This window comes from Phaeodactylibacter luteus (assembly GCF_007993045.1).
Classification (GTDB): Bacteria; Bacteroidota; Bacteroidia; order Chitinophagales; family Saprospiraceae; genus Phaeodactylibacter; species Phaeodactylibacter luteus.
Genome location: NZ_VOOR01000077.1, coordinates 1 through 15,223, shown reverse-complemented (window position 1 = coordinate 15,223; position 15,223 = coordinate 1). Strand labels below are relative to the sequence as shown.

The 15,223-nt window shown below is 53.9% G+C and carries 10 protein-coding genes and 1 tRNA gene; 6 read left to right on the top strand and 5 right to left on the bottom strand.

What is annotated here, in order from left to right; translation table 11 throughout:
- Nucleotides 1-44: 44 nt before the first annotated feature.
- Nucleotides 45-518, top strand: a complete 474-nt coding sequence (locus FRY97_RS20570; protein WP_147169506.1) for an Lrp/AsnC family transcriptional regulator — start codon at nucleotides 45-47, stop codon at nucleotides 516-518.
- A gap of 143 nt (nucleotides 519-661) precedes the next feature.
- Nucleotides 662-1,450, top strand: coding sequence for a TraB/GumN family protein (locus FRY97_RS20565; RefSeq protein ID WP_170254793.1), 789 nt, complete (start codon nucleotides 662-664; stop codon nucleotides 1,448-1,450).
- 2 nt (nucleotides 1,451-1,452) lie between these two features.
- Here FRY97_RS20565 and ilvN read toward each other — a convergent pair whose 3' ends face one another.
- From ilvN to ilvD, 3 genes are all read right to left on the bottom strand, one after another.
- A complete protein-coding gene (ilvN, locus tag FRY97_RS20560; RefSeq protein WP_147169504.1) occupies nucleotides 1,453-1,992 on the bottom strand; it encodes an acetolactate synthase small subunit in 540 nt (179 codons plus the stop codon).
- Between the two features lie 22 nt (nucleotides 1,993-2,014).
- Entirely contained in the window at nucleotides 2,015-3,754 is a 1,740-nt protein-coding gene (gene ilvB / locus FRY97_RS20555; RefSeq protein WP_147169503.1) for a biosynthetic-type acetolactate synthase large subunit, read from the bottom strand.
- 162 nt (nucleotides 3,755-3,916) lie between these two features.
- Nucleotides 3,917-5,596 (bottom strand): dihydroxy-acid dehydratase, encoded by a 1,680-nt coding sequence (ilvD, locus tag FRY97_RS20550; RefSeq protein ID WP_147169502.1) that lies wholly within the window; start codon nucleotides 5,594-5,596, stop codon nucleotides 3,917-3,919.
- Between the two features lie 501 nt (nucleotides 5,597-6,097).
- Here ilvD and FRY97_RS20545 point away from each other — a divergent pair.
- Together FRY97_RS20545 and FRY97_RS20540 are read left to right on the top strand one after the other, a co-directional pair.
- On the top strand, nucleotides 6,098-6,691 hold the full coding sequence (locus FRY97_RS20545; protein ID WP_147169501.1) for an MCP four helix bundle domain-containing protein: 594 nt from the start codon (nucleotides 6,098-6,100) through the stop codon (nucleotides 6,689-6,691).
- A gap of 42 nt (nucleotides 6,692-6,733) precedes the next feature.
- On the top strand, nucleotides 6,734-7,615 hold the full coding sequence (locus tag FRY97_RS20540) for an SMP-30/gluconolactonase/LRE family protein (protein WP_147169500.1): 882 nt from the start codon (nucleotides 6,734-6,736) through the stop codon (nucleotides 7,613-7,615).
- Here FRY97_RS20540 and FRY97_RS20535 read toward each other — a convergent pair.
- A complete protein-coding gene (locus tag FRY97_RS20535) occupies nucleotides 7,589-8,287 on the bottom strand; it encodes a hypothetical protein (protein ID WP_147169499.1) in 699 nt (232 codons plus the stop codon). The two genes, FRY97_RS20540 and FRY97_RS20535, sit on opposite strands and share 27 nt — an antisense overlap.
- 186 nt (nucleotides 8,288-8,473) lie before the next feature.
- On the opposite strand from FRY97_RS20535, the gene FRY97_RS20530 reads away from it, so the two are divergent.
- A tRNA-Arg gene (locus FRY97_RS20530) sits at nucleotides 8,474-8,545 on the top strand.
- A gap of 385 nt (nucleotides 8,546-8,930) precedes the next feature.
- On the opposite strand, the gene FRY97_RS20525 is transcribed toward FRY97_RS20530, so the two are convergent.
- A complete protein-coding gene (locus FRY97_RS20525; protein ID WP_147169498.1) occupies nucleotides 8,931-10,625 on the bottom strand; it encodes a helix-turn-helix domain-containing protein in 1,695 nt (564 codons plus the stop codon).
- Between the two features lie 1,120 nt (nucleotides 10,626-11,745).
- On the opposite strand from FRY97_RS20525, the gene FRY97_RS20520 reads away from it, so the two are divergent.
- Nucleotides 11,746-15,223, top strand: a 3,478-nt coding sequence (locus FRY97_RS20520; protein WP_147169497.1) for a sensor histidine kinase, incomplete at its 3' end; no start/stop codon positions are given.

Below are 15,223 nucleotides of genomic sequence, written 5' to 3'. Positions count from 1 at the left end.
TTGTTACGACAGTCATTTTATAAAAGCATAACGAACACAGGAAAATGTCAGAAAAACTCGACAAGATTGACCTGAGAATCCTGAAAATCCTTCAGGAGAGCAGTAAAATTACCAACCTCGAATTATCCAAACGGATCGGGCTCTCTCCGGCGCCCACCCTAGAGCGGGTCAAAAAGCTGGAAAACTCTACCGTCATTGAAAGCTACCACGCCAAAGTAAACCCACAATCTATCGGGCTGAATGTGAAGACATTCGTCCTGGTCTCCCTGGCTTGGCAAAAAGAGAACGCGCTCAACCACTTCCTTGAGAAAATTAAGGAGATCGAAGAAATCACAGAGTGCTACATCATCACAGGCGAAGCAGATTTCCTCATCAAAATTGTCTGCAAAGACATCCCTACGTACGAGAAGCTGCTCTTCAAGACCCTGTCTCAAATTGACGAGATCGAGCGCCTGAAAACGCTGATGACCCTTTCTACGGTCAAGGATTCAAAAGTCCTGCCTTACCGTTACGAATAAAGCCGCCGGCTACCCCTCAGGGTAGGCTTTTACCGGTGTCACGAACAGCCGTTGCTGATGCGATGAACGCAGCAACGGCTTCGCATTTTGGGCAAGGGCAGGCCTTCAGCGCTTTGCCCGTTTCAAAAGGGAAATTACGGATATTGGAAAATACACGCAAAGTAGGGCTACTGTGGGAGCTTTCGCCGGGCGAAGGGCGGCTGGGGCCGTCTTATCTGCTTGGCACGATGCACGTCCGGGATCAGCGTGCATTTGGGGCGTTCGAGCGGGCCACTGCCCTTTTGCAGGAATGTGAAGTGCTGGCCCTTGAGCTGGACTTGGGCGGGCCTCAGGCTGGCAGGCCTGAAGTGCCGGGCGGCCCAGCTTTGCGGGCCTTGGTCAGCCCAGGGAAGTTGTCCCGGCTGGCACAGGCTTTCAGCAAACAGCTGGGGGTTGATCTGAACAGTGTAGCGCATTGGCCGCCTTCGCTTGTCGCCAATTGGCTGCAGCTGCAGCTATTGGAGGAGGAGCAGCCGTTGGCGCTTGATGAAGCCCTCTATGAGGCAGCGCGGGAGATGGGCAAACCGGTCATAGGGCTGGAGTCTCTGGGCGAACAGCTGGAGGTCATGCAGCGGATACCGCCCGCAGGGAGCCTTCAGTCTATCCTTGGGCTGGGGCGCAACCTCAAGGCGCACCGCCGGGCTATGCGCAAAATGGCAGAAAGCTATGCGAGGGAAGACCTCCCGCGCCTGCACCGTCAGGCGAAGCGGAGCATTGGCGGCATGAGACCGTTGATGTTGTACGACCGTAATGCGCGCATGGCGCAAAGGCTGGCAGCGCATGCTTCTGGCCAACGGGTATTTGCAGCGGTGGGCGCCGGCCACTTATGGGGCGGCAAAGGCATGCTCCGGCACCTTAAACATTTGGGCTATAGCATCAGGCCATTGCCGTAGGCTCAAGCTTCAGCAGGGGCCTCCTCCAAGCTGCGCAGGTAGTTGTTGAGGCGCTCCATGGGCTTCACAATGGCGATGCGCCCCGAGCGGACGAACTCGTAAATGCCAATTTTCTGTAGCTCTTCGAAGAAAGCTTGGGTCTCGTCTTCATGGCCGGTTTTCTCCAGTACGATATACTCCGGTTCGATGACAAGCACCCGGGCATTGTGCTTCCTGATCATGCCTTCTACATTTTCGCTATTGCTAAAGACATGCGTAGGCACCTTGTAGAGGGCTATCTCTTGGTAGACAATTTCATCGGCAGTGTAGTAAAATGCTTTGAGCACTTCAATCTGTTTTTCCAGCTGGGCCACGAGCTTGCGCACCATTTCCTCTGTTACCTCAACGACTATGGTAAAGCGGTGGATGTCAGGGAGGGAAGACTGGCTGGTGGTAAGGCTCTCGATGTTGATGTGCCGCCGGCTGAAAACGGAGACCACCCGGGCCATGAGCCCAGAGAGGTTTTCCGTGAAAACGGTGATGGTATATTGCTTGGTTTCCATGATGATTGCGGGTTGTAAAAGGTTAGAGCTCGAGCACGATTTCATCCACACCAGCCCCGGAAGGCACCATCGGGAAGGTGTTTTCTTCTTTTTCCACCTGCACGTGCAGCAGGTAAGGGCCATCAAAAGCGAGCATTTCCGCAATAGCGCCGCTGACGTCCTCCGGTTGGCTGATGGAGCGGCCCGCTACACCAAAACCTTCTGCGATTTTTACGAAATCAGGGTTTTCCAGTTCGACGGAGGAGTACCGCCGGTCGAAGAACAGCTCCTGCCATTGGCGTACCATGCCCAAGTGGTTGTTGTCCAGGAGGATGATTTTGACGGCAGTCTTCATTTGTGCGCATAGCCCGAGCTCCTGAATGGTCATTTGGAACCCTCCATCTCCGATGAAGGCCAGCACTTCCCTTTCCGGTTGAGCGAGCTTGGCGCCGAAAGCTGCGGGCAGGCCAAACCCCATAGTGCCGGCGCCGCCAGAAGAGACCCATTGGTTGGTGCTTTCGTACTCGTAATAGCGCGCGGCCATCATTTGGTGCTGCCCGACATCGGTGGCGACTACGGCCTGCCCCCGGGTTTGGCGGGAGGCTTCGCGCACCACCTGCCCCATACGGATTTTCCCATCGGCCGTGGGCAGGAGGTCCCGTTGGATGACTTTTTCCTCTTCCATTTGGTGGAGGCGCTGGAACTCGGCCACCCATTCCGGGTAAGATTTCTGTTTGATCAATGGCAGGAGCGCTTCCAGTGTTTCTTTGGCGTCTCCCAAGATGGGCACATCGGCAGGCACATTTTTATTGATCTCAGAAGGGTCGATTTCGATGTGGATGACCTTAGCCTGTTTGGCATATTTTTCGAGGTTGCCCGTCACCCGGTCGTCAAAGCGCATACCGATGGCAATCAGCAGGTCGCAGCGGTTTTGCATAATATTGGGCGCGTAGTTGCCGTGCATGCCCAGCATGCCCATGTGCAGGGGGTGGCTATTGGGGATGCTGGAAAGCCCGTGGATGGTGCAGGCCAGCGGGATGCCCGATTTTTCTACGAAAGCTTTGAAGGCATCCTGCCCATGTGCAATTTGGATGCCGTGCCCGGCTAGGATCATGGGCTGATGGGCAGCATTGATCAGCGCGGCAGCTTCCCTCAGCGCCATAGGCGAAGGCTTGGGCTTGGGCTTGTAAGACCGGATCACGGGATTGGGGCTGTAGGAAAAGTCGAGCTCTTCCAGCTGTGCGTTCTTGGTGATGTCAATGACGACTGGCCCGGGGCGGCCAGAATTAGCGATGTGGAAGGCTTTGGCAAAGACCTGGGGGATTTCTGCAGCCGTTGTGATCTGATAGTTCCATTTGGTGACCGGCATCGTGCAGTTGATGACGTCTGTCTCTTGAAAAGCATCAGACCCCAGCAGTTTGTAAAAGACTTGCCCGGTGATGCAGACCAAAGGGACGGAGTCGAGCAGGGCATCAGCCAGGCCGGTGACCAGGTTCATGGCCCCTGGCCCGGAAGTGGCCATGCAGACCCCGGTCTGACGGGTCACCCTTGCGTACCCTTCGGCAGCATGTATGGCACCTTGCTCGTGCCGGGGGAGGATGTGGTTCAGGCGGTCTTGATAATGGTAGAGGACATCATAAACCGGCATAATGGCTCCGCCCGGATAGCCAAAGATGGTGTCCACATTTTCTTCCAGGAGGCAGCGCAGAACGGCCTCCGCACCAGAAATGCGCGTTTTTTCTTCTTGAGGAGTTGCTGTTTCAACAGCTGCTTGTGGTTTCATACATCGCCTTTTTTCATATTGCCCGGCTACTGAACCGGTGGAGTATTGTAGGGCGCAGGGCAATTGTCCGCTGCGCCTGCTTCCTGTATCGCGCCTGCCCGGGCCGGTTAGGGGCGCAGGCAGCACATTCAAAAACTTGAAATGCTTGTTATTGGGCTAAGCTCAGGCCTCATCGGTGATACAGCCATCGCTGGCCGAAGACACCGTGCGGGCATATTTTCTCAGGATGCCGTGGCTGGCCCTCAGGGCAGGCTGTTGCCAGGCAGACCTGCGGGCGGCAATCTCTTCTGCTGAGAGTTCGGCCGACAAAAGGTTGTTAACGGCATCAATGACGATGGTGTCCCCGTCTTGTAGCAGGCCGATCAGGCCACCGGACTGTGCTTCAGGAGTGATGTGGCCCACCACAAAACCGTGGGTGCCGCCTGAAAATCTTCCATCGGTGATCAGGGCTACCTCTTTGCCCAGGCCTTCGCCCATGATGGCCGAAGTGGGCTTGAGCATTTCTGGCATGCCCGGTGCGCCTTTGGGCCCGCAGTAGCGGATGACCACCACATCGCCCGCCTCGATCTGTTTTTGGCTGATGGCGGTATTGGCTTCTGCTTCGCTGTCAAAAACTTTGGCGGTGCCTTTGAAGTACTCGCCTTCTTTGCCCGTGATTTTTGCCACGGCGCCCTGTTCAGCCAGGTTGCCATATAGGATGCGGATATGGCCCGTGGGCTTGATGGGGGCTTTGACGGAGCAGATGACCTCCTGCCCTTCCTTCAGCCCAGCCACTCCCTCCAGGTTTTCCGCAATCGTCTTGCCCGTCACCGTGAGGCAATCGCCGTGCAGCAGCCCTTCCTCGAGCAGCAGCTTCATGACTGCGGGCACACCGCCCACTTCATACAAGTCTTGCATGACGAAGCGGCCGCTCGGCTTGAGGTCAGCAATGAAAGGGGTGCGGTCGCCAATTTTCTGGAAATCATCGATATGGAACTCCACCTGTGCAGCCCTTGCAATGGCGATCATGTGCAGTACGGCATTGGTCGAGCCGCCCAAGGCCGTGATGACTGTAACCGCGTTTTCAAAAGCTTTGCGGGTCATGATGTCCCGGGGCTTAATGTCTTTTTGGAGCAGGTGGTGCACTGCGGCGCCCACCCTAAGGCACTCGGCCTGTTTTTCTAAGCTGGCAGCTGGTATGCTGGAGTTGAACGGCAGGCTCATGCCCATGGCTTCGATGGCAGAGGCCATGGTGTTCGCTGTGTACATGCCGCCACAAGCGCCCGGGCCAGGGCAAGCCTTTTTGATGACGGCCCTGAAGTCCGTATCTGTTATAGTGCCAGCTATGCGCTGCCCGTAGGCTTCAAAGGCAGATACAATGTCTAGTTTTTGATCGTTGTGGCAGCCCGGCGCGATGGTGCCCCCGTATACAATGAGCCCCGGGCGGTTGAGGCGGGCGAGCGCCATCATTGCGCCCGGCATGTTCTTATCACAGCCCACGACAGGCACCACTGCATCGTACCATTGGGCAGAGGCAACCGTTTCGATGGAGTCGGCTATGATATCCCGGGAGGGCAGGGAGAACCTCATGCCATCTGTCCCCATCGACATGCCATCGCTTACGCCTATGGTATGGAAAATAAGCCCTAAGAGCCCTTCCGCTTTCATGCCGCTTTTGATTTCTGAGGCCAGGTCATTGAGGTGCATATTGCAGGGGTTGCCCTCCCAGCCCGTGCTCGCAATGCCCACTTGGGCCTTTTTCATATCCTCTTCTGTGAGGCCTAGTGCATAGAGCATTGCCTGTGCAGCGGGGCGGGTATCGTCTTGTGTCAGCTCCCGGCTGTATTTGTTCAGTTCTGCCATTTTATGTTGGTCGTTTATAGTTCTCTAGCTAACCAAATCAGAATGATCAAATGTAAACGCTCTGGGTGCGATACGCGAATGAAATAATGGCAGGTGTTACGGTCTGCCAAGTGCGGTATTTAGGTGGTAAATAATTGGTATGCAATAAGTTATCGGAGGGGTACTTACGGGGGGATGAGCCTTTGCAGGCGAAAGCACAAAGGGCGCAAAGCCAAATGCCGCAGGCTGTAGCGCCCTGATGTTGCCGGCCTAGCGCTGCGGAGGGGTGGCAAGCCCGTTAGGGCCGAGCGAAAAGCGAGCCCCGCAGCATAGCGGCACCTGCCGACAGGCAGGGGCAGGCCCCTATCCTTTCGGAGGGGGCAGGCCCATCACGCGAAGCAGGCTAGGGCAGGGCTGTTGAGCCATACTTTTTGGGGCTTTTGATGATGCGAGGCGCCTGAATATCGTTTGTATCGCTTATCTTAGGCAGGGCCCAAATCAAGTCTTTTAAAACCATTGCGAATGAAGCTGATCGATAAAGTGAAATGGATAACCGGGATACTCTTGGTTTTCATTATTGTGCTCACTACCAACCTCATTGACAAAGACAATTTCAACCGGCTGCGGTACGCTGTAGAGACCATATACGAAGACCGGATTGTAGCGAGCGACCTGATTTTTGAAATGTCTGTGCTGGTACAGGAAAAAGAGCTGGCCGTTGCTACGGCGGATGCTGCTTACTTTGAGCAGGGGAACCGAAAGGCGAATCAGGGGTTGCAGGGCTTGGTCGGGCGATATGAGCAGACCCGGCTGACGAACAAGGAGCGGGATATTTTCAACGACCTGAAAGAAGAGCTGACGGCTTTGGAGGCCATGGAGGCGCAGTACCTCAGCTCCGGGGGCGAGAACCGTGCTGAGCTTTTGGAGGAGATCAATGCGATAGACCGCAGCCTGTACCTGCTTTCGAAGGTTCAGCTTGACGAGGGCCGCAGGCAATTGTCGGTGAGCAACGAGACCATGAAAGCGATAGACCTGTTTACGCAGGGCGAGATCATTTTTCTGGTCCTCATGGCTATTTTGGTGCAGGGCATTATCCTTTACAAGCCCCGAGATTAAGGCTAATCGACTCATTTTCACGTAGCTGTATAATACTTGTTTATGAAGTATCATTGGATTGTGGTAGCCTTGATGATGTTGGCTCGCCCAAGGGGGATTTCCGGGCAGGCCCGTAAGTTTCTGCTCCCGGATGAGCTGCCTGAGGTTTCCGGGCTGTATATTGCTGCACCAGATGCTATGTATTGGCTGAACGACAGTGGTGCTGCTGCAGAGCTTTGGCAGACCAACGCGGAAGGGGCGCTGCAGGCCCGGCTGCCTGTAGCGGGCGCACAGAACAGAGATTGGGAAGACCTCACTGCCGCGCCGGACGGCCGTATTTTCGTAGGCGACTTTGGCAACAACCGCAATCAGCGCAAAGATTTGTGCATATACATCCTTAGCCCCGGCGGGGGGCTCGACAGCATCCGCTTCAGCTATCCCGATCAGACCGCTTTCCCGCCACCGGCAGGGGAGTGGCAGTTTGATATGGAGGGGTTCTTTTTTTACCAAGACAGCCTCCACCTATTTGCTAAGGACAAGTCACCGGGCAGTTATCTTACCAAGCACTACACCTTGCCCGCAGCGCCTGGCACTTACCAAGCCCGGCTCAGAGGGGGGCGGGAGCTGCCTAAGCGGGTGGTGACGGCTGCCGCCATCAGTGCAGACGGGCAGACCGTTGTGCTGCTAGCTTACCGCTTTAAACTGTTGCTGGGCTTTTTCCCCCTTACGCCGGCCGATATTTTTGTCCTGCGGGGTTTCGAGGGCACTGATTTCCTCAACGGCAGCCTGCAGCGGGTGAGGGGCGCGCGGTGCTACCGCCCCACCCAATACGAGGCCATTGATTTTATCGCTCCGGGCAAGGTTTACATCGCTTCTGAGCGGACGCCCTTTTTCCGTCAGCAGGCCCGGTTGAGGCGGCTACCGCTGATCAAACCGGAACCCTAAGCGCAGCCCAGCCCAAAGGTGGCTGATGGCCTGCGGGTCAAAATCCGGTACAGGGCCCTCCGGGCTGTCCTTGACAATGGCCACGCTGTGGCGGTGGAAATACCGGTAGCCTATCATTGGGGAGAGCGTGACAAAATCGGAGAGCCCAAAGTCTATGCCTGCTGCAAGTCCTGCGCTCCAGGAAGTGCTCCACTGCTGCTCTTGCCCACCGGCTGGGCTCTGCCCGCTGATGCGGCTTTGATAGGCGGTGACGCCAGGGCTAGCTTGTAGGAAAAAGCCCTTCTGCAGGGTATTGCCAGACTTAGAGAAGGTAGGGCAGTCGCAATCGCCCTGAAGGTCGAAGGGGTAGATATTGAGGTTGGCAAAGAAGCTCAGCCACTGTTGGCGGTAGGTGGCGGGAAGCCCGGGGAGGAATGCTGGCTGATGGCTGCTGAACGCATAATTGAGCTCGGGCAGCAAATCGATGCGGGCCTGCCCCAGCGGGATCCAATAATCGAGCCCAAAGCTGTAAGCTTGCTGATAGTAGCTGGCCTCTTGCCCGGAGGCATCTGTGAAGGCTGCGCTTGAGCCGGCCGGTACCGCATAGCGGGCGTTGAGGCCAGTTTGTGCAGAGGCGGAGAGGGCATGAAGGGCTACAAAATGCAAGAAGACGAGGAAGCGGGCCAAGGGCATATCGGTCAATTTGATTGGTGTTGGTGGAAAAGCTTACCCTACCCTTAACGCCCGAGTCTGGGAAAAGTATGTGCTAACGGTGGGCCTTAAATGGGTTCAGGAATTTTTTGCAGAGGGGTTGTGTTTTGGGCTTAGCTTTTTCTATATTTGCATCCGCTTTTAAGAGAAAGCCACCTGAAAAAGGTTGGCTCCGTAGTACAAGGGATAGTATGTGGGTTTCCGGAGCCCAAGATCCAGGTTCGAGTCCTGGCGGAGCTACAACAGAGCGAAAGGACGAGAAGCTTGTCCCGCAGACATGCGGGAAGTCCTGGCGGAGCTACAACAGAGCGAAAGGACGAGAAGCTTGTCCCGCAGACATGCGGGAAGTCCTGGCGGAGCTACAACAGAGCGAAAGGGCGAGAAGCTTGTCCCGCAGACATGCGGGAAGTCCTGGCGGAGCTACAACAGAGCCCTGTAAATCTTTGATTTACAGGGCTTTTTGATTTAAATGGTGCCTTTGTCAATGGCAGGAAAGAAAAACATGCCCATCTGCTTCTCCGGTATGCTGCCCCCCGGGCTGAACGCTATCCGGCCGGAGGGCAAAGTTCAGCCCGTGCAAAATATCTTGGCGGGGCGGCGATGTGGAAGAGCGTGCTGAAAGGGCCTACTGTTTTTTATTTTCCAGGATTTGCTTTTTGTAAGCAGTAGGGCTCAAGCCGGTAAGGCTTTTGAACACTCGAAAGAAGGTAGAGTAGCTTTGGAAGCCACACTTCAGTGACAGCAGCTTATTCTCCAATAGTTGGCCTTCATCTTCTAAAAGCTGTCGAGCTTCTTCTATCCTATAGGTATTAATGTAAGTGTTAAAGTTGCAGTTGGCGTATGTATTGATAGCCTTAGAAGTGTAGAGGTCATTGGTATTTAGCTTTTTGCTGAGGGATGAAAGGGAGAGTTCCGGATCGAGGAAAAGCTTTTGGGAAACGATCATCCGGTCCAATTCATCAAAGAGTGTTTCAAACCCTTTATCCCGATCTTCCTGGAGCGTGGAGTTGGATTGCAGTTCAAGGGGGGCAACGCCTTTTTGTTGGGCTGCCGTTATCGTCTTGTTTTTTTCGGAGAGTTCCCGGTTCCTTAAAAAGAGGGATTGGGTCAACCGTTGTTTTTGTAGGTAGAGGAAGGTGGCCAAGCCGGTGCTGAGAATTGAAATGAGGAGCAAAGCCAGCAAAATAGCCACAGTTTTGTTTTTGTTCCGGATAGCAATTTGTTGCAGCTGTATTTTTTTCAGTTTATCCTCTAGCTCGTACACGGCTTTGATTTCTAAGTAGTTTTGATTCCGTTTTTGGTTGTAAGTGTTGATGATCATCTGATTGAGGGTATCGAGCAGATGTTCAGCCTGCTTTTTGTCGCTAGTCTGTGTCAATGCTTTAGCAAGCAGGGGGTACGTTTTTTGCATATTCTCCACCATTCCAAGCTTTTGGTATCCCTCTATAGCGTGCTTTAGGGCTTCTGCAGCTTCGGGCCATTGCTCCGTTTGGAGGTAGTACCGGCCGAGGTGCTCTTCAGACAAAGCAGAAATCCTGGGCAAATTTACTTTTGCAGACGCTTCGTTCACTGTGCGCAGAAACAGCAGTGCTTGTTTGTAATTGCCCAAGTTGAGGTGTGCTAAGCCGATATTGCTTTTGGCGCGCAGTATTTCCGGGTAGTGTTCTGTTGGGCTAAAGTAATTTAGCGCTTTTTGGGCGTGAGATCGTACTTCCTGCCAATTGTTCTGTTTTTCACTGGCGAGGGCATAATTTTGATAGATGAGCCCAAGGTGGAAAGTGTCGCGTTGGTTTTTGAAGTAGGCGTGTGCTTCATCAAGATAGGATATCCCTGTGCTGACGTCCTCGTTTTTGATTTCTAGCAGCCCAATATTGAGTTTCAGCTGAGCTATAGTCAGGCTGTCATTGCTTTTCTGTGCGGCTTTTAGGGCTGCTCGGTAAGCCTGAATGCTTTCTTCATAATTGCCAAGGATATCATAGTTGACCCCTATGTTCTGCCAGCACGCTTGAATGATAGCCTCCTTCCCTTCCTTCGGATTGGCCATCAGGACCTCCTTGTAAAACCGGTTAGATTGGAAAAACTGGTCATTATAGTACTTGGCCAGCCCTAGCAGGTATTTGGCCTCAATAATCAGCGAGTCTGACCCCTGTTCTTCCGCAAACAAGAGGTAAGCTTCTGCGAGGGAATCAGCGAGGGCCGGTTTTGGGGCGAGCGCTTGCAAAATGGCCTGATAGGGGGTATCTGTTTGAGACTGAAGCGGTAGGGCTGTCAGGGCAAAGAACACAAGTAGAGGCTTCCAAGGGGCGTTCAGCACGATCATTCTATTATAGGCATTTAGCAAAAGTATATAGCCCGCCAGCTGAAAATGGGTTTTGATAGCCTGCTGTGGAGCTATAGGGCAGCTGCAGGGGGCAAAAGTATTAGGTTGGCAGAGTAGGTAATATATTTAGATTAGGGGCAAATCGGTACAAATGCAAGGGCAAAATGGCATGTCAGATGCTAAATTCAGAAGATGGCAAGTTTTAATGCCTGAAAGCCAGCGGGTTATTGGCTGTAGCGGCCCCGTGCTGCCCAAATGATAAAATTTGGGTAAAGCAATGCACCCGATGGCTTTCAGTCTTAGGTTTACGAGGTCAAACCCAATCTCCGCTTACTTATGCAAAGCCATTCTTTGCGCAAACGTAAGGCAGGGCTATTAGAGCGTGTTGGGGCTTTAGTAATCGGCCTCTTAATTAGCTTATTCTGCAACTGCTTGAAAATGAGTTTGAAATGCTTATGTGGCGCCTGGCTTTTCCAGGGATGAGGAGCCCATCGTCTTGCGCACCCTGGTAGTGCGGGCAGGCGGCACCACCGGCCGGATGGCGTCTAATGTAAAAAAGCGCCTCAGGAAAAGCAGGGTGCGAGCATTTTTTTTAAAAAATTGATTTTCAAATGATTGAGTTGGTTTGTAGTGCATTTGTATTAGTAGTTAATTGTATGTGTAGTGGAGATGTATTGTCTTATTATGATAATTTGCATATAGATAATCATCAAAATTGCATGCGCTGCAGGCATTCCGTTATCCGAACTTAAAGCACAAAACATGAAGCCTGCACGATGAGCAAAGCAAACGAAGTGGAGGCTTTGCACCGCTTCGGGATCACTATCAACCCACAAACGTATTGGGGGTCTGAGGTAGACAAAACACTAAGAACACCAGGCGTAAGCCAAAAAGCTCTAAGCCCGGCAGGGCCGAGCGGAAAGCGAGCCCCGCAGCATAGCGCCCCCTGCCGTTAGGCGGGGGGAGCCCCCTATCCTTGCGGCAATCTGGCTTGCGCCTGGAACACACCTGTTATGCTGTACTTGTAGTTAAAATCATCCGCCTTAAGGCGTAGGGGATTGCCATGCCCTTATGTTTTATGTTGCGAGGGGGAAGTTCAAACAATTAATGTAAAAAACTCATGTTCAAGCAGGAACAAGGGCTTAGGGTTGCAGGGGAAATTTGCGGCTTAGAGCAGGAAAAACGCGATAGGGTTCATGCTATCGCCCTATTCATCGGGAAGTGCCTTAGGTATATGGCTTTCGCTCTGATCTTCTTCGGGGCATTCCGCGCTGAGGCTCAGCTGTTTCGGCAACAAACAGAAACGGAAGACTTGCTGATCAGTGTGGCGTATTGGAACAAGAAAAGCGGGCTGCCGCATTGGCTGGTAAGCGGGATGTTCCAAGACAGCAGGGGCTACATTTGGATGCAGAACCAAGCTTATCTAAGCCGGTTTGACGGGCAGGAGGCCCAGGTGTTTGATACCTTAGATATTGCCGGCCGCTATCCGCATGCCTTTTTTGCAGAGGACCCCAACGGCTACATCTGGCACTATCATTACGATGGCAGCGGTGCGCTGCAGATCATCGATCCCAGCACTTTTAGGGCAGTCCCCTTTGAGGCGTATGTCGGGGCTTCCAGCCCCTTAGCAGGCAGGGCGGTAAACAGGTCTGACGATATTTGGCTGTTTTCCGTTGCACAGCAGGTATACTTGTTTTCGCGCGAGCAAAAGAAAATGTGGCTTTTTGACGGGCAATGGAGGCTGGTATACGAAGACCGGTCTGGGCGGTCGTACGCCGAGCTCTTTGTACTGCCGGCCCCTGAAGGGCGGTTTTGGGCAGTGGATGTGTTGTCTACCATAGCTTTGGTAGACGGGGGAGGCCAAATGCTCCGGGGTTTTTCAGGCTATGATTGGGATGGGCATCAGCTGTATTATGCAGATCAGGAGCTCTATGCCTATGCTGTGGAAGAGGGTGTAGCAGCCCCCCACCGTGCGAGGTCGCTGCTTGATGGCTCTCCGCTGCCCGGCAGGCACGAGAGCAGCCTGACTTGGCTGCCTAAGGGTTTTGGCGGGGTATGGGCCGATTTTATGCCACATTCGGCTGTATACTATAGCCCGGAAGGTTGGCATCATTCGAAGCCGATGGTTTTCAGCCCTGAAGATGGGAAGCGGGGCAAGGGGATATTGGAGGTGACAGGGGAGGCTTTGCAGCAAGAGTTGTCGGTTTATTTGGTCCATACATTGCGTGCCCGGATGGTTTGTAATTATCGGTCAGCGGGCGATTTGGGGAATACGGTCCGGTTTTTGCCCATAAAGCAGGGTGGTTTCCTACAAGTTGAGATGTCGCCCAAAAGGTTCAAGGCGCATGGGCTTGGCACGAGCTTTAGAAGCCTCTGCTGGACAAACAGCGCACAGCTGCTGGCCACAACGGCTACCACCACAGAACAGCTTCATGTGTATGACCCTCAGCAGGCCGCGTTTGCTATTTACCCTATGCCATATTGGCCATTTCAGGTGGCCTGCCTGCAGAGCGGGCTTTGGGCATCAGGCAATAGTACGGGCATACAGCAGTTGGGCGAAGGGCTAAAGCTGGGCAAGCGGTATGATGATTGCCCCGCCGAGGCGAAAGCAGGTTTTCATGAAAAGCGCGGCCTGATCAGTGTGGGCGACAGCCTGATATGGTATGGCACTCAATGGGGGATTTTCGAGTTGGACCTGCGCACCGAGCAGGCCAAAAGCATACTCAGCGATGGGCGGCAGTGCTATTGGCTGCACAAAGACAAGAACGGGCAGCATTGGGCGGGCCTTTCTGAAGGGGTTTACCATGTCGAGTCTGCTACGTCTTTTCTGGATACCTCCGCTCGCCGCGTAGAGCATATTTATGAGGCAGCTGACGGCACCTTCTGGCTGTCCACCAGCAAAGGGCTTTTGCATTGGAAGCCTTTCGGCGATAGCTTCCAGGTATTTGGCAAAGCACAGGGGCTGCTCAGCGAGGAGCTGCATGCGGCCTACCCCGACAGCCTGGGCAGGCTATGGCTGAGCAGCAATAATGGGATTATCGCTTTCGATACTGCTACTTACGCTGTGAGGAATTTTACGGTTGCCGATGGGCTGCCGGCCAATGAGTACAATTACCTGGCCCACGCCCGGGGGGCTGATGGGCGCCTTTATTTTGGGGGCATCAATGGCATTGCCGCCTTTAAGCCAGAAGAGTTCACAAGCTTGCCGCAGGGCAGCAGGCATCAGGTTCATTTGGAAGCAGTACAGCAGCTTGATAGCAAAGGGCGTGTAGCTTCCTTGAGCACTAGGTATCTGCCCGCAAGCTCTGATGCAGTTGAGATAACTGCGTCTTGTGTTCAGGCCGCGTTTAGGTTGAGCATGCCTTATTTCCATGCGCAGCCCTTGCGCTTTCAATGGCGCATTCCCGGCGTTTCTCCTGTCTGGGCTGATTTTGATATCCGGCAGCCTATCATGGTATCGGGCCTGCCGCAGGGGGGAGGGGCACTAGAGGTAAGGGTCAGGCCGGTAGCGGACCCTCAGGCGGCGGAAGTGTACCGCTTCCCTTACTTCAAGCATGAACATTGGCATCAGCATGCCGGCGTACAGGTTTTTGCCTTGCTACTCCTGATAACAGGGGGGCTGTTGTGGCTCCGCTGGCGGGCAAAGCGCTTACAAAAGCGCAATCAGGAGCTAGAGCATGAAGTGCAGAACCGGACCAATGCCCTAGAGCAAAAAGCCGAGACCATCCGCTCCCAAAAAGAACGGCTGGAACAAATTGATCAGGCCAAGACACAGCTCTTTAACAACATCAGCCATGAATTCCGTACCCCTCTTGCTATCGTCAAAGCAAGCGTCGAAAATCTAAAGAGCGAAGGGAAAGGCTCGGGCCGCACCCTGGAAGATGTGGAACAACAAATCAGCGCGCTCAATACTATGCTCGATGAGGTCATGGACTTGTCCAAACTGCAAATGGGCGCTTTGGAGAACAAACCTGTCCCCGTTTTGTGGAACGCCTTTCTGGAAAGGGCCACTGCTATGTTTGACGGCTTGGCCCGGCTCAGGCAGATCGATTACCGCTTGGAAATTCTGCCCGCCGAGGAGCACTACGTCAGCATAGATGCCCCTAAGGTAGAGCGTATCCTGGCCAATCTGATTGGCAATGCACTGAAGTTTACCCCTGAGGTAGGAAGGGTATGGATCAAAAGCGAACTGCAGGGCGGGAGGCTGCAGGTGGTGGTGGCGGATACCGGGCCAGGCATTCCGGTTTCAGAGCAATCGCAGATTTTTGAACGCTATCAGCAGGGGAGGGCAGCGGGTCATAGCCCTCAGCCGGGCTTTGGCATTGGGCTGGCTTTGTGCAGGGAGTACGCCCGGTTGCTCAATGGGAAGCTATGGGTAGAAAGCACACCGGGAAAAGGGGCTGCATTTTTTTTGGAGCTGCCCGTAGAAAGGCTGTCTCGTGAAGCTGCGCTGCAGATGGGGTGTTGCCCACAGGCTGTACCTGCGGCTGTTGAAGCCCCTACTGCTGCTTTGGCGAAAGCACAGCCGGAAGCTTCCCGCCATCATGTACTGGTGGTAGAAGACCATCCGGTAATGCTCAAGCTCCTGGGCAGAGAAC

What these genes read in the sequence shown, in the direction of transcription:
- FRY97_RS20570 (WP_147169506.1), top strand. Translation starts at nt 45, where the DNA reads ATGTCAGAAAAACTCGACAAGATTGACCTGAGAATCCTGAAAATCCTT.
- ilvN (WP_147169504.1), bottom strand. Translation starts at nt 1,992, where the DNA reads ATGGAAACCAAGCAATATACCATCACCGTTTTCACGGAAAACCTCTCT.
- ilvB (WP_147169503.1), bottom strand. Translation starts at nt 3,754, where the DNA reads ATGAAACCACAAGCAGCTGTTGAAACAGCAACTCCTCAAGAAGAAAAA.
- ilvD (WP_147169502.1), bottom strand. Translation starts at nt 5,596, where the DNA reads ATGGCAGAACTGAACAAATACAGCCGGGAGCTGACACAAGACGATACC.
- FRY97_RS20545 (WP_147169501.1), top strand. Translation starts at nt 6,098, where the DNA reads ATGAAGCTGATCGATAAAGTGAAATGGATAACCGGGATACTCTTGGTT.
- FRY97_RS20540 (WP_147169500.1), top strand. Translation starts at nt 6,734, where the DNA reads ATGAAGTATCATTGGATTGTGGTAGCCTTGATGATGTTGGCTCGCCCA.
- FRY97_RS20535 (WP_147169499.1), bottom strand. Translation starts at nt 8,287, where the DNA reads ATGCCCTTGGCCCGCTTCCTCGTCTTCTTGCATTTTGTAGCCCTTCAT.
- FRY97_RS20525 (WP_147169498.1), bottom strand. Translation starts at nt 10,625, where the DNA reads ATGATCGTGCTGAACGCCCCTTGGAAGCCTCTACTTGTGTTCTTTGCC.